The following is a 26,340-nucleotide window of genomic DNA, read 5'->3' on the forward strand; positions in this document are numbered from 1 at the left end:
CAGCTCAGGCCGGACGTCAGCGTTCGGCGCGCAGCTTCGAGATCTCGTACAGGGTCACGGATGCGGCGATACCGGCGTTCAGCGACTCCGTCGCCGAGCTGATCGGGATCGACACGACGGCGTCGCACGTCTCGGTGACCAGTCGCGACAGGCCCTTGCCCTCGCTGCCGACCACGATCACGACGGGGCGATCGGCCAGCTCGAGCCCGGGGAGCGAGAGATCGCCGCCGCCGTCGAGACCGAGCACGAACACACCGGCATCCTTGAACGCCTTGAGCACGGCGGTGAGGTTCGGAGCCATCGCGACAGGGGTGCGCGCTGCAGCGCCGGCCGACGTCTTCCAGGCCGATGCCGTCAGTCCCACGGAGCGGCGGGCGGGAACGATCACGCCGTGACCGCCGAAAGCGGCGGTCGAGCGGATGATCGCACCCAGGTTCCGCGGGTCGGTGATGCCGTCGAGCGCCACGAACAGGGGCGTCTGGCCGCGGCCGATGACCTCCTCGAGGAGGTCCACGGGGTGCGGGTACTCGTATGGCGGGACCTTGATGGCCACGCCCTGGTGAACCGCGTCGCGCCCGGCGAGACGGTCGAGCTCGGGACGCATGACCTCGAGGATCGGGATGTCACGGTGGTTGGCGATCGAGAGGATCTCCTTCACGCGCTCGTCCATCTCGACGCGAGCGGCGACGTAGAGGGCCGATGCGGGGATCTTCGCGCGCAGGGCCTCGACGACGCTGTTGCGACCGGTGACGATCTCGGCCTCTTCGCTCTTCGGCTTCGTGCGTCCCTGCGAGCGGGTGTCTGGTCGACCGTTGGCTGCCGTGCGGCCGCTCGATGAGTTCTTGCCGCCGGCTGCCGTGTAGCGCTCCTGCGCCGCCTTGCGCTTTCCGGCGGGGTGGTACGGGCGGTCCTCGGCCTTGGGCGTGGGCTTCTTGCCCTCGAGGGCCTGTCGGCCCTGGCCGCCGGAGCCGACCTGGGGACCCTTCTTGCCCTTGCGTACCGCGCCTGCGCGCGACTTGCCGCTACTCGACTTCATGATTCAAGACTCCAATGCGCACCCGTCGGGGTGTCTTCGATGGTGATGCCCGCCGCAGAGAGCTCCGCGCGGATGCGATCAGCTGTCGCCCAGTCCTTTTCCGAACGTGCGTCGGATCGATCGACGAGAAGGCGACCTACCAGCATAGCAAGTGCCTGCTCCGACGCCGCATCGCCGGATTTGGCCCATTCCGGCGCTCCCGGATCGATGCCGAGGACACGCACCATGGCCAGCACGGATCCGTGGGCGGATGCCGCGGCGGCGAGATCCTCCGCGTCGAGCGCGGCGTTGCCCGACCTCACGGTGTCGTGCAGCACGGCGAGGGCCTGCGGCACGGCGAGGTCGTCATCCATCGCCTCGGTGAAGGCATCGGGAACCTGGATCGCCCCGGTCGCCGCGAAGCGGGTGTCTGCCAGCCGGCGCGCGGCCCGGTCGAGGAACCCGCTGATGCGGTCGACGGCCGACTGGGCCTCCGCGAGTCCGGCCGGGCTGTAATCGAGCGTCGACCTGTAGTGGGCCTGGCCGAGCAGGTAGCGCACCGCGAGCGGGGTCGCGGCCTCGAGCAGCTCGGAGGCGAACACGGAGTTGCCGAGAGACTTCGACATCTTCTGGCCGGCCACGTTCACGAGCCCGTTGTGCACCCAGTAGCTCGCGAACGGGCGGCCGGCGGCCGTCGACTGGGCCAGCTCGTTCTCGTGGTGCGGGAAGCGCAGGTCGAGACCGCCGCCATGGATGTCGAAGGCGTCGCCGAGGTAGCGCTCCGACATGGCCGAGCACTCGATGTGCCAGCCGGGGCGGCCGTCTCCCCAGGGCGACGGCCACTGGGCCGACGCCGGTTCGGTCTCCTTCGCGCCCTTCCATAGCGCGAAGTCGCGGGGGTCGCGCTTGCCTCGGGGGTCGGCATCCGTCGCCGGCTCCATGTTGTCGCGGTTCTGACGGGTCAGCTCCCCGTACGCGGGCCAGCTCGCGGTGTCGAAGTACACGTCGCCGGTTCCGTCGGCGGCGGCGTACGCATGGCCGCGTTCGATGAGGTCGGCGATGAGGCGCTGCATCCGGTCGACGGATGCCGTCGCCCGCGGTTCGTAGGTCGGAGGCAGGATGCCCAGCCTGCTGTAGCCGGCGGTGAACTCGAGCTCCACCCTGTAGGCGAGCGCCCACCACTCCTCTGCCGAGTCGGCGACCCCGGCCAGGATCTTGTCGTCGATGTCGGTGACGTTGCGCACGAAGGTGACGTCGTTGCCGCGGTGGTCGAGCCAGCGCCGCAGGATGTCGTAGACCAGCGCGCTGCGCAGGTGACCGATGTGCGGACTCGACTGCACTGTCGGCCCGCAGACGTAGATGCCGACGCGTCCGGGAACAAGGGGAACGAAGTCGCGGAGCGACTGGGTCTTCGAGTCGTAGAGGCGCACTGTCACGGGATCCAGACTAGCGGCGGCGACGCGTCTCGCCCCGATCAGCGGCCGGATCAGCGGCCAGTCGGCACTGCCGTTCAGCGCAGCGTCAGCAGCGCCGTGGCCACGGCGGCGATGCCCTCGCCCCTGCCCGTGAACCCGAGCCCGTCGGTCGTGGTGGCCGAGACGCTCACCGGAGCACCGAGTGCAGCACTCAGCACGGCCTCGGCCTCGGCTCGGCGCGGGGCCAGCTTGGGGCGATTGCCGAGCACCTGCACCGACACGTTGCCGATCCCGAACCCGGCCTCCTCGACCAGGCGCCGCGCCTCGGCGAGGAAGAGGGCTCCGTGGGCCCCGGACAGTGCGGGGTCGGCCGTGCCGAACACGGCTCCCACGTCGCCGAGGCCGGCAGCGGCGAGCAGCGCGTCGCAGATGGCGTGACTGGCCGCGTCGCCGTCGCTGTGCCCGGAGAGGCCGACCTGGCCCGGCCAGTGCAGTCCCACCAGCCAGAGTTCCTCCGACGGGTCGTCGCTGAACGCGTGCACGTCGGTTCCGGTTCCGATGCGGAACCCTGACGCCGCGGCACTCGTCGGGGCGGCATCCGCCACCAGCTGCTCGGCCCGGGCGAGGTCCCACGCCGTCGTCACCTTGAAGGCGAGAGGGTCGCCGGCGATGGCGAGCACCTCTCCCCCAGCCGCAGCCACCAGCGCGGCGTCGTCGGTGTGATCGTCTGCGGCATCGGCGTAGGCGGCGTCGAGTTGCGCCCTGGGGAAGCCCTGCGGCGTCTGAACGGCCGAGAGGTGCGCCCTGTCGACGGTCTCGAGGATGCGCCCGCCGGCGTCGATCCGCTTGATGGTGTCGGCGACGGGAAGACCCGGGATGGAACCAGCCCCCGTGGCTCGCACTGCGGCGATCACGGCCTCGTGCTGGCGCGTCGGGGTGAGCGCACGGGCCGCGTCGTGCACCAGCACGACCCGCACCGACTCGGCGACGACGCCGAGCCCGGCGGCGACGGACTCCTGCCTTGTCGCCCCGCCGGCCACCAGGCTCAGGTGGTCGGATGCCGGTCCGGCGACTCCCACCGCGATGGAACGCGCCTGCTCGATGCTGTCGGCCGGAGCGACGACGACGACCTGCACGGGCTCCGCGATGCCGAACACCGCACTCAGCGCGTGTGCGAGCAGCGGACGACCGGCGAGCTCGGCGAACGCCTTCGGCATCCCGAGTCCGAGTCGGGTGCCGCTGCCTGCGGCGACCACGATGACGGCGACATCCGGAGGCGTTTCAGTCATGAGCCGAGGTTATCGCGTGGACCGCCGGCAGCCGTCCCCCGGGAATGCGAAACGCGCCTCCCCTGCCGGGGAGGCGCGTCTCGGATGATCGTGGCTGACCGGCTACGAGGCGAGAACCTCGTCGAGCACGGTGGAGGCCTTCTCCTCGTCGGTCTTCTCGGCGAGCGCGAGCTCGGAGATGAGGATCTGACGGGCCTTGGCGAGCATGCGCTTTTCGCCGGCCGAGAGGCCGCGGTCCTGATCGCGGCGCCAGAGGTCGCGGACGACCTCGGACACCTTGATGACGTCTCCAGAAGCGAGCTTCTCGAGGTTGGCCTTGTAACGACGCGACCAGTTGGTGGGTTCCTCAGTGAACGGGGCACGCAGCACCTCGAACACACGGTCGAGGCCCTCCCGTCCGATGACGTCGCGCACGCCGACGAGATCGACGTTCTCAGCAGGCACTTCGATCGTGAGATCGCCCTGCGTGACGTTCAGCTTGAGGTAGACCTTCTCTTCGCCCTTGATGATCCTGGTCTTGACTTCGGTGATGGTTGCCGCACCATGATGCGGGTAAACGACGGTTTCGCCGACCTCGAAAAGCATGAATATATGTCCCTTCAGCAACCTACAGAATACCACAGGCTGCATGGTGGTAAGGTTCGCCTCCGCCAGCGCATCGCGCGCCCCCGAGACCGCGCGTGCGCTAGGCTCGACACCGGATTTCATCGCGCCCGGCACGGGTTCCCGTCGCGGAGGCGCAGAGCTTGGGAGGGCACTGTGAGAGGCCGTATCGCGTCATCCGTCATCGTTGCGGCTGCGATCATCGTCGGCACCGCCGGCTGCAACCTGACCGCGCCGCAGGCGACGACGTACCACTACTTCGCCAGCGACGGCGTGAGCGGCGATATCGGCGAGATCGGCATCCGCAACGCCGTCGTCGTGACCGACAAGGGCAAGCTCGGCAACCTCGTCACGACCATCGTGAACTCGGGCTCCGAGGACGTCGAGATCACCGTGCAGCACGAGTCGTCGAGCGGCAAGAAGACCGTCACGATCGAAGCCCCGGCCAACAAGACCACGATCTTCGGACCCGCCGACGGTGAGCAGGTGCTGCTGCGCGACCTCGACGCCCAGCCCGGCTCGCTGCTCGACGTGTACTTCCAGTACGGCGACGAGCAGGGCGAGGACCTGCAGGTCCCCGTGCTCGACGGCGGCCTTCCCGAGTACTCCGACCTGCTGCCGATCGACGTCATCGTCGGCGCGGTCACCGCTCAGTAGCCTGCACCGATCGAGAACGCCCGCACCTCATCGAGGTGCGGGCGTTCTTCATTGCAGAGGCGTTGCCCCTACTCCTCGAAGCGGTAGCCGAGCCCGCGCACTGTGACCAGCATCCGCGGCTCCGACGGCGTCTTCTCGATACGCGAACGGATGCGCTTGATGTGCACGTCGAGCGTCTTGGTGTCGCCGAAGTAGTCGCTCCCCCACACCCTGTCGATGAGCTGGCCGCGAGTCAGCACCCTGCCGGCGTTGCGCAGCAGGAACTCGAGCAGCTCGAACTCCTTGAGCGGCATCGGCGTGACGACGCCGTCGACGGCCACGGTGTGCCGCTCGATGTCCATCCGAACGCTCCCGGCCTCGAGCAGCGTGCCCTCGTCGCGGTCGTCGTCGGTGTGGCGGCGCAGGATGGCGCGGATGCGGGCGAGCAGCTCCCGGGTCGAGTACGGCTTGGTGACGTAGTCGTCTGCGCCCAGCTCCAGTCCCACGACGATGTCGACCTCGGAGTCCTTGGCCGTCAGCATGATGATCGGGACGCTCGACCGGGTGCGGATCTCCCGGCACACCTCGGTGCCGGAGAGACCGGGCAGCATGAGGTCGAGCAGGATGAGGTCTGCACCCGTGCGGTCGAACTCGGTCAGGGCACTCGGCCCGTCGCCCGCGACGGTCACGTCGTAGCCCTCGCGCTCGAGCAGGAAGGCGAGCGGTTCGCTCAGGGCGGTCTCGTCTTCGACCAGGAGGATGCGTGTCACTGGGGGTCCTTTTCAGCCTTGACGGCGTCGATCGGTGCTTCGGGGAGACGGATGGTGAAGGTGGAGCCGCGCCCGGACTGCGACCAGACGCGCACATCGCCGCCGTGGTTCTGCACGGCGTGCTTGACGATGCTGAGGCCGAGACCGGTGCCGCCGGTGTTGCGGGAGCGCGCCTCGTCGACGCGGAAGAAGCGCTCGAAGACCCGGTCGAGGTCTTCCTCCGGGATCCCGACGCCCTGGTCGGTGACGGCGATCTCGACGGCTCCGTCGGTGCTCTTGACGCCGACGCCCACTCGAGTGCCAGGCAGCGAGTAGTTGATGGCGTTCGCGATGAGGTTGTTCACGGCCATGACGAGCAGCGATTCGTCGCCGAGCACTTCAGCCCTGCTCTTGTTGCGCACGGCCAGTGCGATGTCCCGAGCCTCGGCCACGACGCGGTTCTGGTCGACGGCGGCCGCCACGATCTCGTCGACCGAGACGAGGTCGGGCTTCGCCAGCACGTCCTGCGATTGCAGCCTGGAGAGGTCGATGATGTCCTGCGTGATGCGTGCGAGCCTCGCCGCCTCCTGGGTGAGCCGGTGGGTGAAGCGGCGCACCTGGGCCGGCTCGTCCGCGGCCATGTCGATGGCCTCGGCGAGCAGGCCCACCGACGCTATGGGGGTCTTCAGCTCATGCGAGATGTTCGCGATGAAGTCGCGGCGCACCTCGTCGAGCCGCTGGGAGTCCGTGAGGTCGTCCCCCAGGAGGAGCACATAGCGAGAACCGAGGCGGGCGGCACGGACGTCGAGCAGGATGTTCGACTCACCGAAACGGCTGCGGGCGATCGTGAGCTGCTCGGCGACGGGTTCCCCCGTGCGGCGTACGCGGGCGACGATCTCGATGAGCTCCGGATGCACCAGGGCATCGAGGCGGACCAGTCCGAGGGTGAGTGCAGCGTGCGAGGACGCGAGCACGTTGTTCGAGGGATCCACGACGACGGCCGGACTCTCCAGCGCGTCGATGACCTCGGCGATGCCGTCGGGCACCGACGGGTTGACCACTGTTGCGGCATGCGTTCCGCGCCGCTCGGCGACGTGCAGGAGCGCGATGAAGCCACCGCCCACCACCAACCCGAGTGCCAGGGACAACAGCACCAACCAGGTGGTATCCATGGCATCAGAGTAATGTCTCCATCGAGCACCCGACCGCCGCATCCGTCGTGCCGGAGGTCTACTTCAGGGAATGTTCAAACCTGCGGCACCCGCCGTTAACCTTGTCTCGCAACGATGGGGTGGGGCCACGCGGGCTCCGTCTACCCGCATGCATTCCTGCGTGCGCTTCGAACGACAAGAGGATTCACACGTGCGCGAAGTATTCCAGCTGGAACTCCGAGAGGTTCAGGATCGCCTCGTCGAGATCTCAGAACTCGTGGCGAAGTCGATCGACAAGGCGACGCGGGCGTTCAACGAGTCCGATGTCACCCTCGCCGAGGAGTGCATCGAGGATGACGCTCGCATCGACGAACTGGCCGTCGCCCTCGACGAGCTGGCCATCACGATCCTGGCCCGCCAGAACCCGGTCGCCCGCGACCTGCGCATCGTGGTGAGCGCGCTGCGCATCAGCGCGTCGCTCGAGCGGATGGGCGACCTCGCGACGCACATCGCCCAGCTCGCCCGCTACAGGTTCCCCGACAAGGTCGTTCCGAAGAGCCTGCGCCCGACCTTCGCCGAGATGGGTCGCCTCGATGTCGAGATCGCCCGCAAGCTCACCGAGCTGCTCAGCTCGCAGGAGGTCGAGCTCGCCGAGACCATCCGCAACGACGACGACAAGATCGACGCCCTGCACCTCAGCGTCTTCGACAAGGTGCTCGGTGAGAAGTGGAAGGGCGAGACCGTCGACACCGTCGACGCGACGCTGGCCAGCCGCTACCACGAGCGGTTCGCGGACCACGCCGTTGCGATCGCCAAGAAGGTGCAGTACCTGGCCACGGGCGAATGGGTGCCCGAGAGCGCCTGATCGGAGCTCGGCGCGCGTCCCGCGCGAACTGAAAAGCGAGGAACTTCTCGCCAGAACCACGGATTCCGGAGACCGGATGCCGTGATTCGGGAGAAGTTCCTCGCTTCGTGGTTTCGAGGGTGCTACTTCTTGCCCTGCGCTGCGACGGCGGCCGCGCCCGCTGCCGCGGCCTCGGGGTCGAGGTACTCTCCGGCGCCGATCGGCGCGAGGTTCTCGTCGAGGCGGTAGACCAGCGGGATGCCGGTGGGGATGTTGAGCTCGGCGATGTCGTCGTCCGAGATGCCGTCGAGGTGCTTGACGAGCGCGCGCAGCGAGTTGCCGTGAGCGGTGACGAGCACGGTCTTGCCCTCCTTGAGGTCGACCGAGATGTCGGACTCCCAGTAGGGCAGCATCCGCTCGATGACGTCCTTCAGGCATTCGGTGCGCGGGAGGTCGGCATCGGGGAGGTTCGCGTAGCGGGGGTCGCCGACCTGCGAGTACTCGGCGTCGTCTGCCAGCACGGGCGGCGGAACGTCGAACGAGCGGCGCCAGAGCTGGAACTGCTCGGGGCCGTACTTCTCGAGGGTCTCGGCCTTGTCGAGGCCCTGGAGGGCTCCGTAGTGACGCTCATTCAGCCGCCAGGAGCGCCTCACGTCGATCCAGAGGCGGTCGGCCTCCTCGAGCGCGATGTCAGCCGTCTGGATGGCACGGGTGAGCACCGAGGTGTGGAGCACGTCGGGCAGGAGGCCGGATTCGGCGAGCAGCTCGCCGGCGCGCTTGGCCTCCGCGCGGCCCTGATCCGAGAGGCGGACGTCGACCCATCCGGTGAACAGGTTCTTCTGGTTCCAGTCGCTGTTTCCGTGGCGCAACAGGATGAGGGTGTAAGGCGCAGTCATGGCTCCAATCTATCGCTTGCGATACTGGGGGCATGCCCGTCGGATCCATCACCCGCGGCACCACGAACACCAACCGGCTGCGTCGCATCGACCGCTGGATCGCGGAGCTGCCCGTCCTCCGCACCACCGACGACCCTCTCGTGGTCGACCTCGGCTACGGAGCCAGCGGTGTGACGGCTCTCGAACTGCACCAGAGGCTCGCGAAGGCGCGTTCCGGCGTGGAGGTCGTCGCCCTCGAGATCGAGCCCGGCCGGGTGCGCACGGCCACCGATCAGCTCGCCGTCGTGAGGTCCGGCAGCACGGGCTTCGCCGCCGACGCGAAGGTGTCGTTCGGCCTCGGCGGATTCGAGGTTCCCCTTCCTGGGCGTCGGCGCCCCGCCGTCATCCGTGCGTTCAACGTGCTGAGGCAGTACGACGAGTCCCACGTCTCCGACGCCTGGGAGCTGATGACCTCGAGGCTGCAGCCCGATGGCGTGCTCGTCGAGGGAACGTGCGACGAGATCGGCCGCATCTGCAGCTGGGTCGCCCTCAGCCCGGATGCCCCGCTCAGTCTCACGATCAGCCTGCGTCTGGCGGGGCTCGAGGCCCCGTCGATCGTCGCCGAGCGGCTGCCGAAGGCGCTCATCCACCGGAACGTGCCCGGGGAACGCATCCACACGCTGCTGCTCGAGCTGGACCGCGCCTGGCACGTGAACGCCCCGCTCTCGGTCTACGGACCGTCGCAACGGTGGATCGCAGCCGTCCGGATGCTGGCGGATGCCGGTTGGCCGGTGCGCGGAGGAGTGCGGCGCTGGCGGCTCGGAGAGCTCACCATGGACTGGGCTGCCGTGGCCCCGGCGGGCTGAATCCGGGCGGAGTCCGAAGATCGATCGGGCGACGGAACGCAGCCGGAGCGACCACTACGCCCGAGGAAGCTAGGCCCGCGGCAGCAGGTCTCTCGCCGCGTCGGCGTTCATGCCCGTGGCGGCGAGGGCGTCGACGATGTACGGCCGCATGGCCTGCACGAGGTTGCGGTCGGCGAAGTCGCCCTCCGGCGCCATCTCGGCCGGGTCGAGGTGGCGGGCCACCTCGACCAACGACTGTCGAGCGACGGGCTGCAGCGAGACGTCGGTCAACGATTCGCTGATCAGCTCGATGCTCACCCGCACGCGCGCCAGCAGGTCCGCGACGGCCGGTCGCGCTGCGCCGTCGCGGGCGACGTAGGCCGCCCGGCGGGCGACGACCCGCAGGCTTCGGGTGCACAGCTCGATCGCCGTCTGCATCGAGGCCTGCCTGGCGAGGTCGAAGCGCCGACGGCGCAGGAACGGCGATAGCCTCGAGATCGCGACGCCCGATTCGACGGCGTTCGACCAAGCATCCGTCAGAGGCTGCGTCGCCCGCGCCCGGACGAGCGCCGAATCGGCTTTCGCGGCGGATCCCACGGCCAGCGCGGTGGAGAGCTCGGCCAGGATCGCGTCGTGCTCGGCCAGAAGCCGCAGCCCGGCGCGGGTGGCCGACTTGCCCGGATCACGAGGGATGAGCACGGTGGCGAGCAGAGCGAAGGCGCCGCCGATGAGCGCATCGACCGTGCGGGTGAACGGACCGCCTGCAGGCAGCGGCGAGAGCATCACGAGGGAGCACTGCACGGCCGCCGCCACGGCGAAGGCGGGGTTGGGGAGCAGGAACCGGGCCACGAGCATCGTGAGGGCCAATGCGACACCGTACTGGGCCAGTCCGAGGCCGAAACCGAGCAGCAGCAGCTCGGCCAGTGCGATGCCGAGCGTCATTCCGAGCACGGTCTCGAGGATGCGCACCGGCCTCGCGTCGCGCACGAAGCCGAGGGCCGAGATCACCACGATGGCCGCGATGAGCGGCGACTGGTGCCCGACGACGTAGTGGGCGAAGGCGAAGCTCGCCACCGCGGTCACGGTGATCTGCGCGACGGGCGGCAGGGCGTCCCTCGTGCGCGCCCATGCCGCCGCGGTGTCGAACCGCGGGCGCATCAGCGCCGGACGCCGAGCCGCGGCATCCGCGGGATGCCGGCCGTCGCACCGGCTTCGGGCGGTACGACCACGACCTGGGCCGCGGCGACGATCTCGCCGGTCTCGGCCGTGTGCACCTGGAGGGGCGCATCGACGGGAACGCCCCGCCGGATCACGGCGAGCGCGATCGGCCCGAGTTCGTGGTGGATGGCGCTGGACGTCACGCTGCCCACCGCACGCCAGCCGGCCTCAGACTCCGGGCGCTTCTTCTCGGCGAAGACCTCGTCGCCGTGAACGGGAAGGACGGTGTCGGAGCCGTCGAGGTGCAGCATCACGAGGCGGCGCGGAGGATGCCCGAGGTTGTGCACCTTGGCCACGGTCTCCTGGCCGCGGTAACAGCCCTTCTCGAGATGCACCGCGCTGCGCAGCCAGTCGAGCTCGTGCGGGATGCTGCGCTCGTCGACCTCGGTCGAGAACCGCGGACGCCAGGCTGCGATGCGCAGTGCGTCGAGGGCCAGGGTGCCGGCGAGCTCGGGCGTTCCCCCGGCTGCGCGTTCGGCGAGGCCCTCGAGCGACGCTCGCGGAACCAGGACCTCGCTGAAGGACCAGGAGCCGGCTGGGTGCTCGAGCTCGGAGGCGTACTGCCAGCCGCCGACGGCGATCTCGGCCCACGGGTCGCGCCAGACGAGCGGGATGCCGTTCGGGGCGGCGACGTCGAGGCCGACGGATGCGGCATCCGCGGCCATCGTTCCGATGGTGGCGAACTCCTCCGTGCGATCCGCCACCTCGACGCGCAGCGTGAAGCGCATGCGGTCGAGCCAGCCGAACAGGCCGGCGGTCTCGACACGATCGACGAGGAGCCACGCCGTGACGCCGTCGTCGAAGACGTGGGCGTCGTATTCGATGCGGCCCTGGGGATCGAGGATGAGGGTCTCGGACGACTCCCCCGGCGCGAGCCTGTCCAGCGCCTGGCTCGAGATGGAGTTGAGCCAGGTCAGCCGGTCGGGGCCGGTCACGCTCACGACGCCGGCGTGCGACAGGTCGACGACAGCCGTGCCGGCCTCGAGACGGCGCTGCTCCACGTTCGGGTTGCCGTAGTGTGCGGCGACACCCTCGTCGAGACCCTCGGCGCGGACGGCGCCGGGCACGGAGAGCAGGGGGGAGACGGCATCCGTCATCGTCGTCACTCGACCTTCGCGAGTCGGCCGGAGGAGTGCGTGCGCAGGTCCTGGCCGAGGGCGGCGATGTCCCACGCCCAGAGCAGGTGGGAATCCACGAGCCCATAGAGGCGCGTGGCAGCCGAATACGGCTTCGCACCCTGCGTGCGCATGACGGCATCCGTCGCCAGATCGATGCGCGGGCCCTTCACCTGGCCCAGGTAGAGCTCTGCGACGCCGCCGGGGTGCACGAGCGTCACCTCGATGTCGAAACCGCCCGCGGCGTTGCGCAGGGTCTCGACGGCCTCGGCGTCGCGGAACGGGCTCTCGCCGACGCCCGGCAGCATGGCCGGACCGGCGTCGGCGTCTCCGAGCTGGCGGCTGAGGCGCCAGTAGCCGGTCTCGGTCACGAGCGGCGTGGGTTCCCCGCCCTCCTCGGTCGGGAACAGCCAGCTGTACGAGGTGTAGTTCAGGTGCGGCAGTCCGTCGTGGCTGAAGCTCACGCGCTGACCGAACTCATGGGTGACGGATGCCTCACCGACGGTGTAGTCGATGACGCCCGAGCCCTCCCAGACCCCGAGCAGCCACGACAGGGGAACCAGCTCGGCCGGAAGCTCGACGGGCAGCTCGATCATCGGGTGTTACCGCTGCCCCCGGAAGAGCTTGTAGACCACGACGCCGGAGATCCACGCGATCGCGAGGCTCGCAAGGCCCAGAAGTCCGAGGTAGAAGAGTTCGAGGAAGATGAGTTCGCCGCCGGCCATGGATCGAGTCTATCCCCGCCTGAGGCCGGTTCAGAGCGTGACGGCGACCACGATGCCTGCGATGGCGGTGATGACGACACTGCCGACGAAGCTCGCCACGACGCGCGAGACGAAACCGTCGCGGCGACGGGTGGCGAGCTGCACGCAGAAGGCTGCGAGGGCGCACACGGCGAGGCTGAGGCAGAGGCCACCGAAGCGCTCGTCGGGCTCCACCGCGATGAGCACCACGACCGCACCGACGACAGCGAGGATCCAGACGGCGACGATGCCCGCGAAGGTCACGGCGGGACTCAGCGGCACTTCGGTGTCGGTCATGGTCCCATTGTGGCGCGCGAATGGGGCTGCGTCATCAGGATAGGATGGCGCAACGAACGAGCTGGAGGAATGCGCGTGGCGCAATTGTTGATCCTGACGTCGGCAGTCAACAATGAAGTTCTCCCCGCCCTCGCGCTGTTGAGCCACCGGGTGCGGCTGATCCCTGCGGACCCGCAGCAGCTCATCACCGCGCCCGATTCCGATGCCGTGATCGTCGACGCCCGCACGAATCTGGCCAGCGCCAAGGCCCTCTGCCAGATTCTGCGCACGACCGGGATCTCGGTTCCGCTGCTGCTCGTGCTCACCGAGGGCGGCCTGTCGGGCGTCAGCCCCGACTGGGGAGTCGACGACGTGATCGTGGAGTCCGCCGGGCCCGCCGAGGTGGATGCCCGCATCCGTCTGGCCGTCGGGCGCATCGCCCCCGAGGTGAACACCCGCATCCAGACATCGGGCGTCATCATCGACGAGGCGAGCTACTCGGCGAAGGTTCGCGGCAAGCCGCTCGACCTCACCTTCAAGGAATTCGAGCTGCTGCGGTTCCTGGCCACGCACCCGTCGCGCGTCTTCACCCGCGAGCAGCTGCTCAGCGAGGTCTGGGGCTACGACTACTTCGGCGGCACCCGCACCGTCGACGTGCACGTGCGTCGTCTGCGCGCCAAGCTCGGCGACCTGGAGTCCCTCATCGGAACGGTGCGCAACGTCGGCTACAGGTTCAACGTGCACGAGGACGAGGAACCGGCAGGCCTCGGTCGCTGAGTTCCGCGCGCTCTTGCGCGGCCCACGTCACGTCACGTTTGCAGGATGAGACGGCGGATGATGCTCCCTGGGGTGGTCAGCCTCGGTTTCATCCTGCAATCGGCATCAGCCGGCTTCAAAGCCGGCACCTCCACAGCGATATCCGGCGGGGAGATAACGTGCTCGTCACGTGCTGTTCATGCCGCTGATGCCATGATGAAGACATGGATGCCGAGAACCTGATCGACACCGGACTCGCGGGCGACTTCGACGACGACTTCGAGCCCTTCGACCCCGCCGGAGACACCAGCCTGCCCGGAGAGCGCTACCTCGACCGCGAGCTCAGCTGGCTCGCGTTCAACCAGCGCGTCCTGGAGCTCGCAGAGGACCCGACGACGCCGGTGCTCGAGCGCGCCAACTTCCTGGCGATCTTCGCCTCCAACCTCGACGAGTTCTTCATGGTTCGGGTCGCCGGCCTCAAGCGCCGCATCCTGACCGGACTGGCGATCCCGACGAACGTCGGTCGTGCGCCGCAGGACGTGCTCGCCGACATCTCGGCCAAGGCGCACGAACTGCAGGAGCGGCACGCAGCCGCCTACAGCGAACTCGTGCGTCCGTCGCTGGCCGACGCCGGCATCCACATCGTGCGCTGGGACGAGCTGGAGGATGCCGAGAGGTCGAACCTGCGCGACTACTTCTCGCGCCAGATCTTCCCGGTGCTGATGCCCCTCGCAGTGGACCCGGCGCATCCGTTCCCCTACATCTCCGGACTCTCGCTGAACCTGTCGGTGCGGGTGCGCAACTCGAAGACCGGCAAGCAGGAGTTCGCGCGCCTCAAGGTGCCGCAGATGCTGCCGCGGTTCCTCAAGATCCCGCACGACCCGGGCGCCGAGCGCTTCATCACCCTCGAGGACCTCATCGCCAACCACCTCGGCGACCTGTTCCCCGGCATGGAGATCCTCGAGCACCACGTGTTCCGCGTGACCCGAAACGAGGACGTCGAGGTCGACGAGGACGAGACCGAGAACCTGATCAAGGCGCTCGAGAAGGAGCTGCTGCGCCGTCGTTTCGGGCCGCCCATCCGCCTCGAGGTGACCGACGACATGGACGACGTGACCCTCGGGTTGCTCGTGCGTGAACTCGACGTCACCGACAACGAGGTGTACAGGCTGCCTGCGCCGCTCGACCTCGGCGGACTGTTCGACATCGCCAAGATCGATCGGCCAGACCTGCACTATCCGACGCACGTGCCGACGACGAGCGCGCGCCTGCAGCCCCTCGAGCCCAACTCGCGCCCTGACATCTTCTCGGCCATCGCCCGCGGCGACGTGCTGCTGCACCACCCGTACGAGTCGTTCGCGACCAGCGTGCAGGCGTTCATCGAGCAGGCGGCCGCCGACCCGCACGTGCTGGCCATCAAGCAGACGCTCTATCGCACCTCGGGCGACAGCCCCATCGTCGAGGCTCTCATCGACGCGGCGGAGTCTGGCAAGCAGGTGCTCGCCCTCGTCGAGATCAAGGCCCGCTTCGACGAGCAGGCCAACATCAGCTGGGCCCGCAAGCTCGAGAAGGCCGGCGTGCACGTGGTCTACGGCCTCGTCGGCCTGAAGACGCACTGCAAGCTCGCCCTCGTGATCCGCGAGGAGAAGGGCGAGCTGAAGCACTACAGCCACATCGGAACGGGGAACTACAACCCGAAGACCAGCCGCATCTACGAGGATCTCGGGCTGCTGACGGATGACGACCAGGTCGGCAAGGACCTCACCCGTCTGTTCAACGAGCTCTCGGGATATGCCATCGAGAAGAAGTTCAAGCGCCTGCTCGTCGCTCCCCTGCACCTGCGCAAGGGACTGCTGCGCCACATCGCCACCGAGACCCGGAACGCTCTCGCGGGCAAGCCCGCCAGCATCCGCATCAAAGTGAACTCCATGGTCGACGAGGCCATCATCGACGCCCTCTACCGGGCATCGAACGCCGGAGTGCCCGTCGACATCTGGGTGCGCGGCATCTGCAGTCTCATGCCCGGCGTGCCCGGGATGAGCGAGAACATCCGGGTGCGGTCGATCCTCGGTCGCTACCTCGAGCACTCGCGCATCTTCTCGTTCCTGAACGCCGGCGAGCCGCACGTGTTCATCGGCAGCGCCGACATGATGCACCGCAACCTCGACCGACGTGTTGAGGCCCTGGTGCGTCTCACCGAGCAGGAGCACCTCGACGAGATCGCCGGCCTCTTCGACCGCGCCATGGACGAGCGCACGTCCTCGTGGTGGCTCGGCGACGACGGAGTGTGGGTGCGCCACCACCTCGACGAGGACGGCTCGCCTCTCGACGACATGCAGAACACGCTCATGCACGAGATCGGAGCACGCAAGCGACCCGGGAGGAACCGATGACGGCAACCGCCATCTACGCCGCCGGGGCGGTCTGCTGGCGGGTGGTCGACGGCCGCATGATGGTGCTCGTCATCCACCGCACCGTGCACGGCGATGTCACCATCCCGAAGGGCAAGGTCGATCCCGGGGAGACGCTCCCGCAGACCGCCGTGCGCGAGATCAAGGAGGAGACCGGCCTCACCGTCGCCCTCGGCGTTCCGCTCGGTGTCTCGAACTATCCCCTCTCGGGCAACCGCACCAAGATCGTGCACTACTGGGCGGCCGAGGTGAGCGACGAGGCCATCCGACACTCGACCTTCGTGCCGAACGGCGAGGTCGCCGCGCTCGAGTGGGTGACCATCAAGAAGGCCCGCAGCTATCTCACCTTCAAGTCCGATGTCGAGATCCTCGACGCCTTCGCCGCACTCGTCGACAGCGGGGTCACCCGCACCTTCGCGCTCGTCGTGCTCCGGCACGCCAAGGCGATGGCCCGCAGCGACTGGAAGAAGTCCGACGCCACCAGGCCGCTCACCGAGCGCGGCGTCCACCAGGCTGCCACCATCGTCGACACCATGGCCGCGTGGCACCCGAAGCGCATCACCACCAGCACCGCGACGCGCTGCGTGACGACCGTCACCCCGTTCTCGGCGGCATCCGGGATCGAGCTGAAGCGCACCGACGACCTCAGCCAGGACCTGTACGAGGAGGGCAAGGCCGACATCCGCGCGGTCATCGGCCAGCGTGTGCGATCCCGGAAGACCGCCGTGATCTGCAGCCACGGCCCCGTGCTCGGCGACATCCTGCGCGAGATCGCCCTGGCGACGGGAACGCCCACCGGTGCGTACATCTCGGATGCGGCCTCCCTCGAGCCCGGCGCGTTCTCCGTGGTGCACCTGTCATCGACCAATCCGAGCTCAGGCATCATCGCCATCGAGACGCACTCTCCGCGCGTCTGATCCCGGATGCCGCGGGCCAGCGGCTCGCACGCGCCGTGCCTGGCGCGTCGCCCTGCCCTGGCTCGCCGTGGGCCTGTGCGCGCCATGCCGCCGCGGAAAGACGGGGCGGCATGCGTACGTATGGTCCGCGCCCGTTAAGGCTCCGTTCACCTGCAGTGAGGCTGCGCGTCATGGAGCCCGCTTAGCGTCGGGACCGAGCCGAACAGGTTCACATCATGTAATCACTTCCCCTGAAAGGGACATTCGTGAAACTCAAGCGTTTTGGCGCCCCGGTCGTCCTGGCCGTCGTAGCCACCATCGCACTCTCCTCGTGCGCAGCCAACGAGGAAGCTTCCCCCGCAGCCAGCGAGACCACCTCCTCGCTCACCGGCACGCTCAACGCTGCCGGCGCCTCCTCGCAGCAGGCAGCCCAGGAGGCCTGGGTCGCCGGATTCCAGACCGCGAACCCCGACGTGACCGTCAACTACGACCCGTCGGGCTCCGGCGCCGGTCGTGAGGCATTCATCTCCGGTGGAGTGGACTTCGCCGGTTCCGACTCGGCTCTGAACGACGAGGAGATCGCCGGCACCTTCGCCGCCTGCGCTCCCGACACCAAGGCCGTCGACCTCCCGGTCTACATCTCCCCGATCGCCGTCGTCTTCAACGTCGAGGGTGTCGACGAGCTCTCGCTCGACGCCGCGACCATCGCCCACATCTTCAAGGGTGACATCACGAAGTGGAACGACCCGGCGATCGCCGCCCTCAACGACGGCGTGACCCTCCCGGACGCCAACATCACGGCCGTCCACCGCTCGGACGACTCGGGTACCACCAAGAACTTCGCGGACTACCTCAACCAGGTCGCCCCCGACGTGTGGGACCAGAAGCCGGCCGACGCGTTCCCGTACCAGACCGGTGAGGGCGCCCAGGGCACCTCGGGTGTCATCGACGCCGTCACCAACGGAACCAACACCATCGGCTACGCCGACGCCTCGCGCGCCGGTGACCTCGGTGTCGTGAAGATCAAGGTCGGCGAAGAGTTCGTCGCCCCGAGCGCCGAGGGCGCAGCAGCCGTCGTCGACGACTCGCCCGCCGTCGAGGGACGCGAGGCGAACGACCTCGCCGTCAAGCTCGAGCGCACCACCACCGACCCGTCGCACTACCCGCTGGTTCTCGTGAGCTACGCGATCGTGTGCCCGGAGTACGCAGACGCCGACCAGGCCGCGCTCGTCAAGGCGTACGTCGGTTACATCGCCTCGGCTGACGGCCAGACCGTCGCAGCCGATGCCGCCGGCTCCTCGCCGCTCTCCAGCGAGCTGCAGGGCAAGGTCGCCGACGTCGTGGCCTCGATCAAGTAACACCCGGATATCCCGCCTGCCCGGCCCGACGTCCGCACGCATTGCGTGCCGGATGACGGGTCGGGCAGACTGGGGTTCGCGGCAGCGGACCCCGCACAGACACCCCCATCTCACGCACCGCAAGGGACTCGCCAGCCATGACGACTACTGTCGCCGCCCCCGTGATCACCGCGAAGGAGCGACCCGGCGACCGGGTGTTCTCCACGCTGACCGTCGTCGCGAGCAGCCTGATCCTCGCGGTGCTCGCCGCCGTCGCCATCTTCCTGGTCGCGCAGTCCATGCCCGCGTTCGTGGCGGAATCCGACGATTTCAAGGGAGACGCGACCAACTTCTGGTCGTATGTCACTCCCCTGGTCTTCGGAACCATCTGGTCGGCGGCTCTCGCCATGATCATCGCGGTTCCGCTGGCCATGGGCGTCGCGCTCTTCATCACCCACTTCGCACCCCGCCGCATCGCCCAGGGCCTCGGCTACGTCGTCGACCTTCTCGCCGCCGTTCCCTCGGTCGTCTTCGGCCTCTGGGGCATCGGAGTGCTCGCCCCGGCCGTGCAGCCGTTCTACTCCAGCCTGACCGAGTGGTTCGGCTGGTTCCCGCTCTTCGCCGGTCCTGTCTCCGGCACGGGCCGCACGATCCTCACCGTGGCCATCGTGCTCGCCGTGATGGTGCTCCCGATCATCACCGCGATCAGCCGCGAGGTCTTCCTGCAGACGCCGCGCCTGCACGAGGAGGCGGCCCTGGCGCTCGGTGCGACGCGCTGGGAGATGATCCGCATGGCCGTGCTGCCGTTCGGACGCCCCGGTGTCATCTCGGGTGCGATGCTCGGCCTGGGCCGCGCCCTCGGCGAGACCATGGCCGTCGCCATGGTGCTCTCCCCCGCGACCATCATCTCGTTCGCCCTGGTGCAGTCGCAGAACCCGACGACGATCGCTGCGAACATCGCGCTGAACTTCCCCGAGGCGCATGACGTGGGCGTCAACATCCTCATCGCGACGGGACTCATCCTGTTCGTGATCACCCTCGGCGTGAACTCGATCGCGCGCTACATCGTCGGCCGCCGCAAGGCCTTCTCAGGAGCCAACTGATGACCATGACGACCACGCCGACCAGGACAGCGCCAGCCACGGCGATGCCCAACGCGCTCACCTCGGGCAAGCTGCCGAAGTACTCCCCCCTCTGGCTGCTCGCCGGATCCTTCGCCATCTCGATCGCGATCTTCGCCGTCGTGCAGGCCGCCGGCGGCGGTGAATTCAACTGGGCCGGCATGGCCGTCCTCGCCGTCGTGCTGTTCTGCGTGCTCATCTGGGTGATCTCGCGGCTCGTCGAGGGCGGACGCAAAGCCACCGATCGACTCGTGACCGCACTGGTCACCAGCGCCTTCGCCATCGCGCTCGTCCCGCTCATCTCGGTGACGTTCACGGTGATCGTGAAGGGCATCCCCGCGTTCAACATCGCGTTCTTCACCGAATCGATGCGCAACGTCGTCGGTGCCGGCGGAGGCGCTCTGCACGCCATCGTGGGAACGCTGCTCATCACCGGCATGGCGACCCTCATCTCGGTCCCCATCGGCCTGCTCACCGCCATCTACCTCGTCGAGTACGGACGCGGTCGCCTGGCGCGCGGCGTCACCTTCTTCGTCGACGTGATGACCGGCATCCCCTCGATCGTCGCCGGCCTGTTCGCCTACGCGTTCTTCGCGCTGATCTTCGACGATCCGGGCATCCGTTTCGGGTTCGGAGGCTCCGTCGCCCTCAGCGTGCTCATGATCCCCGTGGTCGTGCGCTCGAGCGAGGAGATGCTGAAGCTCGTTCCGAACGAGTTGCGCGAGGCATCCCTCGCCCTCGGCGTGCCGAAGTACCTGACGGTGCTGAAGGTCGTCCTGCCCACGTCGATCGCCGGAATCATCACCGGCGTGATGATCTCCATCGCTCGTGTGATCGGCGAGACGGCCCCTCTGCTCATCATCGCCGGCTTCACCGCCAGCATGAACTACAACCTGTTCTCCGAGCGGATGATGACCCTCCCGGTGTTCGTGTACACCCAGTACGCGAGCCAGGGAACGGATGCCCAGGCCTACCTCGACCGCGCCTGGACCGGCGCGCTCGTGCTCATCCTCATCGTCGCCCTGCTCAACATCATCGCTCGACTGGTGGCGAAGTTCCTCGCCCCCAAGGGCCTGCGCTGAGCACCGAAGACTCCCCAGCACTCCTCCCCCGCACCACCGAACGAAGGAATCCATGTCCAAGCGCATCGAGGTCAACGACCTCAACGTCTACTACTCCAGCTTCCTCGCTGTGGAAGGCGTCTCGCTGACCATCGAACCCCGTACCGTCACCGCATTCATCGGGCCGAGCGGATGCGGCAAGTCCACGTTCCTGCGCACCCTCAACCGCATGCACGAGGTCATCCCCGGCGCACGCGTCGAGGGTGAGGTGCTGATCGACGGCAACAACCTGTACGGAGCGGGCGTCGACCCCGTGCTCGTGCGCCGCCAGGTCGGCATGGTGTTCCAGCGCCCCAACCCGTTCCCGACCATGTCGATCGGCGACAACGTGCTGGCCGGCGCGAAGCTCAACAACAAGCGCATGTCGAAGTCCGAGGGCGACGACCTCATCGAGAAGTCGCTGCGCGGAGCGAACCTCTGGAACGAGGTCAAGGACCGCCTGCACATGCCGGGCTCCGGCCTGTCGGGCGGTCAGCAGCAGCGTCTCTGCATCGCGCGCGCCATCGCCGTCAATCCGGAGATCATCCTCATGGACGAGCCGTGCTCGGCCCTCGACCCGATCTCGACCCTCGCCATCGAGGACCTGATCGAGGAGATGAAGCAGGAGTTCACGATCGTCATCGTGACCCACAACATGCAGCAGGCATCGCGCGTCTCCGACCGCACGGCGTTCTTCAACATCGCCGGCACCGGCAAGCCCGGCAAGCTCATCGAGTACGACGACACCACCACGATGTTCTCGAACCCGAGCGTGCAGGCGACGGAGGATTACGTCTCCGGCCGCTTCGGTTGATCCCGCCCCTCGCTGGAAAGCGAGGAACCCCACGTCGAAACGCCGCTCCGTGAACGCCACGAGCGGCGTTTCGCCGTGAAAGTCCTCGCTTTCCAGCTGCCGCCGGGCGTCAGTCGCGGGGGCTCAGCAGGTACCGGGTGAAAGCGTCGTTCGCCTCGGCGTCGAGCGCGATCGGCTCCCCGTCGAGCGAGACGACGGGCGCGGCGAGACGCACGCTGGAGACCAGCCAGATGGCATCCGCCCGCCGCAGTTCCTCGACCGTGATGTCCCGCTCGGCCGCCGGGAAGTCGTGCACGCGGATGTGCTCGAAGAGGCTCGCCTGCGTCGTTCCCGCAAGGATCGACCCTGAGGGCTTCGGCGTCACGAAGACGCCGTCGATGCGGGCGATAACGCTCGACGTCGGTCCCTCCATGACGTAGCCGTCGCTCGTGACGAAGATGGTGTCGTCGGCGCCGCGACGCCGTGCCTCGCGCAGGGCGGCCATGTTGACCGCGTAGCTCAGGGTCTTCGCGCCGAGCAGCAGCCAGGGAGCTCGTTCGGCAACCCCGTGGTCGTAGCCGCGGTCGAGGGTGACGACGCGGATGCCCTTCGTGCGGGCTTCGGTCGAATCGGATGCCGCATTCACGCTGAGCCAGGCCGTGGGGGCCGGCCCGTGCTCGACCCCGCGGCTGAGCACGAGCTTCATGGCGAGCTCGCCCTCGGTCGGCACCTGGTCGCGCGCGAAGGCTATCGCCGCGCGCCACTGGCGCAGATTCGGCACGGGGAGGTCGCAGATCTCGGCCGAGCGCACCAGACGCGCCAGGTGCGGCTCCGACTCCTGCACGTGGCCGTCGACGACGGCGATGGTCTCGAAGATGCCGTCGCCTCGTTGAGTGCTGAGCTCCCCCACCCTGAGCGCCGGCGCAGAGGGGTCGATCTCCCGGAAGGTGCCCTCCGTGGCTGAGGTGGCGTCATCCGCAGCGAGCGGATCGATGAGCAGCGTGTACGGCAACGACATGCTCGAAAGCCTAGTTCGGCTGGAGGCCTGCTGCCGGTGGGTTGACATCCGTGGTGGCTCGGAGCGGCTGGAAACTGCTGACATCACCACGTCGCGGGTGCCCGCGAGGCGGACAGAGAAGTGGCCGGGCCGCAGAACGCCTCTCGGCGCGAGGCCGCTCGGAGCGGCGAATATTGGAGCCCGGGGTTACTGCGGCCCGACCACGTACAAGTGTAAGCGACGGATGCCGTGAGCTATTCCCCGCTCGGCGCGATCTGGCGAACTCGTCTCGGCCGCACCGATCGCAGGAGCTCTACTTGAGCCCGACGATGAGGCGCAGGGAACCCTCGAACTCGGGCTGGGTGCGCAGGTCGCCGTACTTCGCGTCCCAGGCGCCGGATGCGAGTTCGTCGCCGAGCTCGCGTACGAAGCGGCGGGCCACGAGCGGTCCGACGAAGCTCCACGCCGAGTTCGCCTGGCGGGCACCCGGGTCGAGAAGGGCCTCGGGACGCCCGTAGTACGCCTCGCCGAAGCCGTCCAGGCAGTCGAGCGGGATGGGCACCTCGATGATGCGGCTGTTCGCGCCGAGAGCTGCGGCGATGGCCTCGACGGCCGGGTAGCGAGCGGCTTCGGTGTCGATCACCTCGGGGGCGTACTCGTCGAGCCAGAACCTGTCGAGGGCCTTCGGGTCGCAGGTGAGCACCAGCACCGGCCCGCGCGTGACCCGTCGCATCTCGGCGAGCCCGCGGTCGATGTCGGCCCACTGGTGCACGGTGAAGGTGGCCAGTGATGCGTCGAAGGCGTCGTCGTCGAACGGCAGCCTCTCGGCCGTCGCATCGATGGCACGGGGCAGCCCGGCCTCGCGCTGGATGCGCATGGTGGCCGAGGGCTCCACGGCTGTGACGTCACGGTCGCGCGGCTCGTACGATCCGGCGCCTGCGCCCACGTTCAGCACGGTGTAGGCGTCGCCGAGTTCCCGCAGGATCGCCGCGGCGATCCGTGGATCCGGTCGGCGGTAGTCCGCGTAGCCGAAGCCGATGCGGGCGTAGTCGGCATCGCCGGCGCTGCCGTCTCCGGTGCGTTCCATGGCCATCGTCGTCCTCCCGCATCCGTCCAGCCGAGTCCTCGCGCCGTGCGGCGTCTCAGTCCAGTCTGTCAGGCGGCGGATGCCGCGTTACGCCACGAGCCGGGCCGAGGTTCAGTCAAGTGAGAAGCTGCGCCACAGGCGGGCGCAGGCGCCGAGCTCCTGACCCAGTTCGGAGAACCGCAGCGCCCGAGTGGTCAATTCGCTGCTGCGCTCGGGCTCGGTGGCATCGGAGTCGTCGGCGACGCTCGAGGCGCCGCTCGCCATGATGCGGCAGAAGGCCGCTGCGCGGTCGAGGGCGATACCGAAGTCGCCCGCGAAGATGCCGCGCAGGATGTCGTCGGCGAGGGCGAGGACCTCCTCGGGACCTGTCGGTGTCGGAGCGCCGGCCACGACGGGGTCGACGCCGACAGCGAGTTCGGACCCGCGCTGGAAGAGGAAAGCCGTGCCCGTCGGATCCTGCCGGATGAGCAGGCGCAGCAGGTACAGCCGCCACAGGGCGCCGGGCAGGCTGCGCGGGGATGCCCGAGACCAGAGTTCGGCGACAGCGTCGATCCCGTGCTCGTCGGTGTAGGCGACGAGCCGCTCGACGACGGCCGGATCGGGATCCTCGCGCACTCGTGAGAGCAGTGCATGCGCCGTCTCGTGGGCGACGCGGCTGAGCGTCGCCGGATCGTCTCCCCCGTGGAAGGCCTCGAACATGCGCGAGGGGAACTTCGTCGGCTTGTGGAATTCCTCTGCCATGGTGCTCCGTTTCCGGGTCTCGTCCAGTGCGCTCCGCCCAACGCTACGCGCATTCTGCGGAACGCGATCCACGATAAGTTAGAGACGCGGGCCTCTAGCTCAGTTGGTAGAGCAAGGGACTTTTAATCCCTGGGTCGTCGGTTCGAGCCCGACGGGGCCCACCATCATTCCGGTTCGGTGTCGCCGACCGGGCGCGTCGCGGTCGAGCGCGACCGCTGCAGCAGCATCCGTCCGCACAGGCCAATCGCCGCGATCACGACGGCGACGACGATGGGAACGAGCACGAACTCCCCAGCCACGAGAGCCATCCGGAACACTTGGGCGCCGTAGTCGAGCATCTCCGACGGACGGGACGCGAGGACCCGGCTACCAGCGGCGCTGGTGATGGCCGTGATCAGCACCGGGCCGACCCAGAGGATGACGAGGCTGCCGAGAACAGCCACGATGCGACCGACGGTGTCGACACCACACCATGCGATGGCCACGCCAACAAGGATCGCGGGTACCCAGCGAAGAAGCGGTGCGAGCCAGAACTGCCATTCGGCGTAGCTCGATCCCACGGGGATCATCAGCTCGGCCAGCCAGGATCCGCCGGCGAGCGCACCCAGACTCAGGCCGATGAGGGCGCCGGCGCGCGGTGCTCGCGCGATCAGCCAGAAGACCAGGATCCCGAGCAGGACTGCCAGCACGACAACGCCTATGAGCAGGCTCAGATAGAGCGTGGCTTCGCTTCGGGCTTGCAGCCCATTGCTCGTCACTGCAGCGGTCTGGACGACGGCTGTCGTATGCACGAGAAGCACCCCACCCAGGATCGCAACCCAGCCACCCACGCCCTGGCGCGAGCGGGTCGCTCGAGCGATGATGCCGGCGAAGACCGCCCCCGCTCCGAGGAGAGCCACGATGGTCGTGATCGCATACTGGCTGAACGGCAGCAGCGCGAGAGGCATGTCCCAGGGAAGCGTTTCAGCAGCCCAGAGGTTCTGCAACGGCAGACGCATGCCCGTGATGATCCACGGCAGGAGTCCAGCGACCGCCGCGGCGATGCCGATGAGCACCCAGAGCCAGGGTGAGATGGGCTTCGGCTGAGGCTCCGTCACAGCGGCCGAGCCGTAGCCACCCTGCGTCGTCGCACTCATGCGGTGCATCCTCCATGGAGATGAACGGCGTGGAGGCGGTTCGGCGCCCCCACGCCTTGCCCTCAGCCTAGGAGAACGGATGCCTCCCCACCGCGAACGACGACCCGCGCGTCGCTCGGCGATGGCGCGGCGCGGATCGCTCAGCGCGCGGGCGGAGCCGCCCGTCGCGAGGCACGGGCGGCGAGGGCCTTCAGCGCACGGTCGGCCGATCCGCCGAGCGCCCAGGTCTCGGAGAGCGCCGCGACGGCTGCGAGGGCATCTGCATCGAGCGGGCGGATGCGGGAGTCGAACTCGCCGAGGTCGAGGTCGCGCACGACCTCGACGACGGTCGGAGCGACGGCGAGGTAGTCGGCTGCCGCCAGGATCTTCGCCCGAATGCCAGCCGACATCGGCTCAGCGGCATCCGCCGCGGCTGCGATGATGCCGTCGAGGTCGCCGTGCTCCTGGAGCAGGGTCGCAGCGGTCTTCTCACCGATGCCGGCGACACCCGGCAGGCCGTCGGACGCATCACCGCGCAGGGCGGCGAAGTCGGCGTACTGGGCGGCCGTGACCCCGTACTTCGACAGGACGGTCTCTCCGGTGAGCACCTCGAGCTTGTTCATGCCGCGGGCGGTGTACACGATGCGCACGTCGCGATCGTCGTCGATGAGCTGGAACAGGTCGCGGTCGCCCGTAACCACGTCGACGGGCATCGTCGCCCGAGTGGCGAGGGTGCCGATCACGTCGTCGGCCTCGTGCTCGGCCGCACCGACGATGACGACGCCGAAGGCCTCGAGCGCCTCACGGATCAGCGGGATCTGGGCCACGAGGAGGGCAGGAGTCTCCTCGACGTCCGGCCCGCCGGCCACGACCTTGTCCACCCGGTGCTCCTTGTAGCTCGGGATGAGGTCGACCCGCCACTGGGGCCGCCAGTCGTCGTCCCAGCAGGCGACGAGATGGGTCGGCTCGAAGTCCGTGACCAGCCGGCCGATGAAGTCCAGCAGGCCGCGCACGGCATTCACCGGCGTTCCATCCGGCGCCGTGATGGTGTCCGGCAAGCCGTGGAACGCGCGGAAGTACAGCGAAGCGGTATCGAGAAGCATCAGGCGCTCAGGCATGCCCTGATCATGGCACGACCGGGTGACCCGCTGCTGCGTCGACGGACGCCGGAACCGACCGGGCTTCTCTCGCCCAGCATTCAGCTGCGCGGTG

27 protein-coding genes and 1 tRNA gene are annotated in these 26,340 nt (G+C 68.5%); 11 read left to right on the forward strand and 17 right to left on the reverse strand.

Annotated elements, in window-relative coordinates; translation table 11 throughout:
* Positions 1-16: 16 nt before the first annotated feature.
* The 4 genes from rlmB to ASC59_RS08765 form a co-directional block, all read right to left on the reverse strand.
* A complete protein-coding gene (gene rlmB / locus ASC59_RS08750; RefSeq protein WP_055820951.1) occupies positions 17-1,036 on the reverse strand; it encodes a 23S rRNA (guanosine(2251)-2'-O)-methyltransferase RlmB in 1,020 nt (339 codons plus the stop codon).
* On the reverse strand, positions 1,033-2,451 hold the full coding sequence (gene cysS / locus ASC59_RS08755) for a cysteine--tRNA ligase (RefSeq protein ID WP_055820953.1): 1,419 nt from the start codon (positions 2,449-2,451) through the stop codon (positions 1,033-1,035). Before cysS ends, rlmB begins: the two co-directional genes overlap by 4 nt.
* Positions 2,452-2,525: 74 nt before the next feature.
* On the reverse strand, positions 2,526-3,719 hold the full coding sequence (ispD, locus tag ASC59_RS08760; RefSeq protein ID WP_055820955.1) for a 2-C-methyl-D-erythritol 4-phosphate cytidylyltransferase: 1,194 nt from the start codon (positions 3,717-3,719) through the stop codon (positions 2,526-2,528).
* Positions 3,720-3,821: 102 nt separating this feature from the next.
* A complete protein-coding gene (locus tag ASC59_RS08765) occupies positions 3,822-4,304 on the reverse strand; it encodes a CarD family transcriptional regulator (RefSeq protein ID WP_055820959.1) in 483 nt (160 codons plus the stop codon).
* 174 nt (positions 4,305-4,478) lie between these two features.
* On the opposite strand from ASC59_RS08765, the gene ASC59_RS08770 reads away from it, so the two are divergent.
* On the forward strand, positions 4,479-4,979 hold the full coding sequence (locus tag ASC59_RS08770; RefSeq protein WP_055820964.1) for a hypothetical protein: 501 nt from the start codon (positions 4,479-4,481) through the stop codon (positions 4,977-4,979).
* A 68-nt stretch (positions 4,980-5,047) separates the two neighbouring features.
* On the opposite strand, the gene ASC59_RS08775 is transcribed toward ASC59_RS08770, so the two are convergent.
* Together ASC59_RS08775 and ASC59_RS08780 are read right to left on the reverse strand one after the other, a co-directional pair.
* Positions 5,048-5,728 carry a response regulator transcription factor gene (locus ASC59_RS08775; RefSeq protein WP_055820967.1) on the reverse strand — a complete coding sequence of 227 codons (681 nt, stop codon included), beginning with the start codon at positions 5,726-5,728 and terminating at the stop codon, positions 5,048-5,050.
* Positions 5,725-6,879 carry a sensor histidine kinase gene (locus ASC59_RS08780; protein WP_055820970.1) on the reverse strand — a complete coding sequence of 385 codons (1,155 nt, stop codon included), beginning with the start codon at positions 6,877-6,879 and terminating at the stop codon, positions 5,725-5,727. Before ASC59_RS08780 ends, ASC59_RS08775 begins: the two co-directional genes overlap by 4 nt.
* Positions 6,880-7,069: 190 nt before the next feature.
* On the opposite strand from ASC59_RS08780, the gene phoU reads away from it, so the two are divergent.
* Positions 7,070-7,723 carry a phosphate signaling complex protein PhoU gene (gene phoU / locus ASC59_RS08785; protein ID WP_055820974.1) on the forward strand — a complete coding sequence of 218 codons (654 nt, stop codon included), beginning with the start codon at positions 7,070-7,072 and terminating at the stop codon, positions 7,721-7,723.
* Between the two features lie 122 nt (positions 7,724-7,845).
* Here the strand turns inward: phoU and ASC59_RS08790 are convergent, their stop codons facing one another.
* Positions 7,846-8,598 (reverse strand): phosphoglyceromutase, encoded by a 753-nt coding sequence (locus tag ASC59_RS08790; RefSeq protein WP_055820978.1) that lies wholly within the window; start codon positions 8,596-8,598, stop codon positions 7,846-7,848.
* Positions 8,599-8,630: 32 nt separating this feature from the next.
* On the opposite strand from ASC59_RS08790, the gene ASC59_RS08795 reads away from it, so the two are divergent.
* Positions 8,631-9,443, forward strand: a complete 813-nt coding sequence (locus tag ASC59_RS08795; RefSeq protein WP_055820981.1) for a hypothetical protein — start codon at positions 8,631-8,633, stop codon at positions 9,441-9,443.
* 69 nt (positions 9,444-9,512) lie between these two features.
* Here the strand turns inward: ASC59_RS08795 and ASC59_RS08800 are convergent, their stop codons facing one another.
* The 5 genes from ASC59_RS08800 to ASC59_RS08815 are packed head-to-tail and all read right to left on the reverse strand — an operon-like array spanning position 9,513 to position 12,795.
* On the reverse strand, positions 9,513-10,580 hold the full coding sequence (locus ASC59_RS08800; RefSeq protein WP_055820984.1) for an FUSC family protein: 1,068 nt from the start codon (positions 10,578-10,580) through the stop codon (positions 9,513-9,515).
* A complete protein-coding gene (gene ygfZ / locus ASC59_RS08805) occupies positions 10,580-11,737 on the reverse strand; it encodes a CAF17-like 4Fe-4S cluster assembly/insertion protein YgfZ (RefSeq protein ID WP_055823073.1) in 1,158 nt (385 codons plus the stop codon). The genes ASC59_RS08800 and ygfZ overlap by 1 nt, the downstream gene beginning before the upstream one ends.
* A 5-nt stretch (positions 11,738-11,742) precedes the next feature.
* Entirely contained in the window at positions 11,743-12,351 is a 609-nt protein-coding gene (locus ASC59_RS08810) for an FABP family protein (protein ID WP_055820987.1), read from the reverse strand.
* Between the two features lie 6 nt (positions 12,352-12,357).
* Positions 12,358-12,480 (reverse strand): hypothetical protein, encoded by a 123-nt coding sequence (locus tag ASC59_RS17710; protein ID WP_268765480.1) that lies wholly within the window; start codon positions 12,478-12,480, stop codon positions 12,358-12,360.
* 30 nt (positions 12,481-12,510) lie between these two features.
* A complete protein-coding gene (locus tag ASC59_RS08815; RefSeq protein WP_055820990.1) occupies positions 12,511-12,795 on the reverse strand; it encodes a hypothetical protein in 285 nt (94 codons plus the stop codon).
* Between the two features lie 75 nt (positions 12,796-12,870).
* Here ASC59_RS08815 and ASC59_RS08820 point away from each other — a divergent pair, with 75 nt between their 5' ends.
* The 7 genes from ASC59_RS08820 (at position 12,871) to pstB (ending at position 21,209) form a co-directional block, all read left to right on the forward strand.
* Positions 12,871-13,551, forward strand: coding sequence for a winged helix-turn-helix transcriptional regulator (locus ASC59_RS08820; RefSeq protein WP_055823076.1), 681 nt, complete (start codon positions 12,871-12,873; stop codon positions 13,549-13,551).
* 203 nt (positions 13,552-13,754) lie between these two features.
* Positions 13,755-15,923, forward strand: a complete 2,169-nt coding sequence (locus ASC59_RS08825) for an RNA degradosome polyphosphate kinase (RefSeq protein ID WP_055820993.1) — start codon at positions 13,755-13,757, stop codon at positions 15,921-15,923.
* The gene (locus tag ASC59_RS08830; RefSeq protein ID WP_055820996.1) at positions 15,920-16,858 is read left to right on the forward strand and encodes an NUDIX hydrolase; all 939 of its coding nucleotides are present in this window, start codon (positions 15,920-15,922) and stop codon (positions 16,856-16,858) included. Before ASC59_RS08825 ends, ASC59_RS08830 begins: the two co-directional genes overlap by 4 nt.
* A 245-nt stretch (positions 16,859-17,103) precedes the next feature.
* Positions 17,104-18,195 carry a phosphate ABC transporter substrate-binding protein PstS gene (pstS, locus tag ASC59_RS08835; RefSeq protein ID WP_055820998.1) on the forward strand — a complete coding sequence of 364 codons (1,092 nt, stop codon included), beginning with the start codon at positions 17,104-17,106 and terminating at the stop codon, positions 18,193-18,195.
* 137 nt (positions 18,196-18,332) lie between these two features.
* Positions 18,333-19,277, forward strand: a complete 945-nt coding sequence (gene pstC / locus ASC59_RS08840; RefSeq protein ID WP_055821002.1) for a phosphate ABC transporter permease subunit PstC — start codon at positions 18,333-18,335, stop codon at positions 19,275-19,277.
* Positions 19,277-20,377, forward strand: coding sequence for a phosphate ABC transporter permease PstA (gene pstA, locus ASC59_RS08845; RefSeq protein WP_442915076.1), 1,101 nt, complete (start codon positions 19,277-19,279; stop codon positions 20,375-20,377). The genes pstC and pstA overlap by 1 nt, the downstream gene beginning before the upstream one ends.
* Before the next feature lie 52 nt (positions 20,378-20,429).
* Positions 20,430-21,209 carry a phosphate ABC transporter ATP-binding protein PstB gene (gene pstB / locus ASC59_RS08850; protein WP_055821005.1) on the forward strand — a complete coding sequence of 260 codons (780 nt, stop codon included), beginning with the start codon at positions 20,430-20,432 and terminating at the stop codon, positions 21,207-21,209.
* A gap of 109 nt (positions 21,210-21,318) precedes the next feature.
* Here the strand turns inward: pstB and ASC59_RS08855 are convergent, their stop codons facing one another.
* From ASC59_RS08855 to ASC59_RS08865, 3 genes are all read right to left on the reverse strand, one after another.
* Positions 21,319-22,206, reverse strand: a complete 888-nt coding sequence (locus ASC59_RS08855; RefSeq protein ID WP_055821008.1) for an aminodeoxychorismate lyase — start codon at positions 22,204-22,206, stop codon at positions 21,319-21,321.
* Between the two features lie 292 nt (positions 22,207-22,498).
* A complete protein-coding gene (locus ASC59_RS08860; RefSeq protein ID WP_055821011.1) occupies positions 22,499-23,272 on the reverse strand; it encodes a class I SAM-dependent methyltransferase in 774 nt (257 codons plus the stop codon).
* Between the two features lie 111 nt (positions 23,273-23,383).
* Entirely contained in the window at positions 23,384-24,013 is a 630-nt protein-coding gene (locus ASC59_RS08865) for a hypothetical protein (RefSeq protein ID WP_055821013.1), read from the reverse strand.
* A gap of 88 nt (positions 24,014-24,101) precedes the next feature.
* Between ASC59_RS08865 and ASC59_RS08870 the strand changes: the two genes are divergently transcribed.
* Positions 24,102-24,177: transfer RNA gene (locus ASC59_RS08870), tRNA-Lys, on the forward strand.
* Here ASC59_RS08870 and ASC59_RS08875 read toward each other — a convergent pair.
* Both ASC59_RS08875 and ASC59_RS08880 read right to left on the reverse strand, forming a co-directional pair.
* On the reverse strand, positions 24,178-25,149 hold the full coding sequence (locus ASC59_RS08875) for a hypothetical protein (RefSeq protein ID WP_055821017.1): 972 nt from the start codon (positions 25,147-25,149) through the stop codon (positions 24,178-24,180). It lies immediately after the preceding tRNA gene.
* Between the two features lie 140 nt (positions 25,150-25,289).
* The gene (locus ASC59_RS08880) at positions 25,290-26,246 is read right to left on the reverse strand and encodes a 5'-3' exonuclease (protein ID WP_055821020.1); all 957 of its coding nucleotides are present in this window, start codon (positions 26,244-26,246) and stop codon (positions 25,290-25,292) included.
* Between the last annotated feature and the right edge of the window lie 94 nt (positions 26,247-26,340).

It is taken from the genome of Leifsonia sp. Root1293 (genome assembly GCF_001425325.1).
In the GTDB taxonomy this organism is placed as follows: Bacteria; Actinomycetota; Actinomycetes; order Actinomycetales; family Microbacteriaceae; genus Orlajensenia.

What these genes read in the sequence shown, in the direction of transcription:
- rlmB (WP_055820951.1), bottom strand. Translation starts at nt 1,036, where the DNA reads ATGAAGTCGAGTAGCGGCAAGTCGCGCGCAGGCGCGGTACGCAAGGGC.
- ispD (WP_055820955.1), bottom strand. Translation starts at nt 3,719, where the DNA reads ATGACTGAAACGCCTCCGGATGTCGCCGTCATCGTGGTCGCCGCAGGC.
- ASC59_RS08765 (WP_055820959.1), bottom strand. Translation starts at nt 4,304, where the DNA reads ATGCTTTTCGAGGTCGGCGAAACCGTCGTTTACCCGCATCATGGTGCG.
- ASC59_RS08780 (WP_055820970.1), bottom strand. Translation starts at nt 6,879, where the DNA reads ATGGATACCACCTGGTTGGTGCTGTTGTCCCTGGCACTCGGGTTGGTG.
- ASC59_RS08790 (WP_055820978.1), bottom strand. Translation starts at nt 8,598, where the DNA reads ATGACTGCGCCTTACACCCTCATCCTGTTGCGCCACGGAAACAGCGAC.
- ASC59_RS08795 (WP_055820981.1), top strand. Translation starts at nt 8,631, where the DNA reads ATGCCCGTCGGATCCATCACCCGCGGCACCACGAACACCAACCGGCTG.
- ASC59_RS08800 (WP_055820984.1), bottom strand. Translation starts at nt 10,580, where the DNA reads ATGCGCCCGCGGTTCGACACCGCGGCGGCATGGGCGCGCACGAGGGAC.
- ygfZ (WP_055823073.1), bottom strand. Translation starts at nt 11,737, where the DNA reads ATGACGGATGCCGTCTCCCCCCTGCTCTCCGTGCCCGGCGCCGTCCGC.
- ASC59_RS08810 (WP_055820987.1), bottom strand. Translation starts at nt 12,351, where the DNA reads ATGATCGAGCTGCCCGTCGAGCTTCCGGCCGAGCTGGTTCCCCTGTCG.
- ASC59_RS17710 (WP_268765480.1), bottom strand. Translation starts at nt 12,480, where the DNA reads ATGGCCGGCGGCGAACTCATCTTCCTCGAACTCTTCTACCTCGGACTT.
- ASC59_RS08815 (WP_055820990.1), bottom strand. Translation starts at nt 12,795, where the DNA reads ATGACCGACACCGAAGTGCCGCTGAGTCCCGCCGTGACCTTCGCGGGC.
- ASC59_RS08825 (WP_055820993.1), top strand. Translation starts at nt 13,755, where the DNA reads ATGGATGCCGAGAACCTGATCGACACCGGACTCGCGGGCGACTTCGAC.
- ASC59_RS08830 (WP_055820996.1), top strand. Translation starts at nt 15,920, where the DNA reads ATGACGGCAACCGCCATCTACGCCGCCGGGGCGGTCTGCTGGCGGGTG.
- pstC (WP_055821002.1), top strand. Translation starts at nt 18,333, where the DNA reads ATGACGACTACTGTCGCCGCCCCCGTGATCACCGCGAAGGAGCGACCC.
- pstA (WP_442915076.1), top strand. Translation starts at nt 19,277, where the DNA reads ATGACCATGACGACCACGCCGACCAGGACAGCGCCAGCCACGGCGATG.
- pstB (WP_055821005.1), top strand. Translation starts at nt 20,430, where the DNA reads ATGTCCAAGCGCATCGAGGTCAACGACCTCAACGTCTACTACTCCAGC.
- ASC59_RS08855 (WP_055821008.1), bottom strand. Translation starts at nt 22,206, where the DNA reads ATGTCGTTGCCGTACACGCTGCTCATCGATCCGCTCGCTGCGGATGAC.
- ASC59_RS08860 (WP_055821011.1), bottom strand. Translation starts at nt 23,272, where the DNA reads ATGGAACGCACCGGAGACGGCAGCGCCGGCGATGCCGACTACGCCCGC.
- ASC59_RS08865 (WP_055821013.1), bottom strand. Translation starts at nt 24,013, where the DNA reads ATGGCAGAGGAATTCCACAAGCCGACGAAGTTCCCCTCGCGCATGTTC.
- ASC59_RS08875 (WP_055821017.1), bottom strand. Translation starts at nt 25,149, where the DNA reads ATGAGTGCGACGACGCAGGGTGGCTACGGCTCGGCCGCTGTGACGGAG.
- ASC59_RS08880 (WP_055821020.1), bottom strand. Translation starts at nt 26,246, where the DNA reads ATGCCTGAGCGCCTGATGCTTCTCGATACCGCTTCGCTGTACTTCCGC.